Raw genomic sequence first — 255 nt, forward strand, 5'->3', positions numbered from 1 at the left:
GGCTGATGGCTTCAAGCTCACCGAGGCGTAGCCAGACAGCTACCGCGCCCTGGTGTGCCTCGAACGCTGGGGACTTCAGGAAGGCCGCAGATGGCTTCGCCCAGATCGAGCCCCATGCTTCGATGGTTCTAACTCCAAAGAAGGCCAGCAGTTGTTGTAGTAGTGCGCCTGGGTCTCTGGCGGTCGCGGTGACATGGCCGAGCTTGCGAAGGGTCTTGATTGCTGGCGCCGGGATGGCGTCTAACCAGTCCGTAC

At 61.6% G+C, this 255-nt stretch carries 1 pseudogene; it reads right to left on the minus strand.

Features of this window, described 5'->3' with window-relative positions:
• Nucleotides 1-255, minus strand: a pseudogene (locus tag RM423_RS26340) (hypothetical protein); the annotation flags it as partial.

It is taken from the genome of Jatrophihabitans lederbergiae, from assembly GCF_031845305.1.
Classification (GTDB): Bacteria; Actinomycetota; Actinomycetes; order Mycobacteriales; family Jatrophihabitantaceae; genus Jatrophihabitans_A; species Jatrophihabitans_A lederbergiae.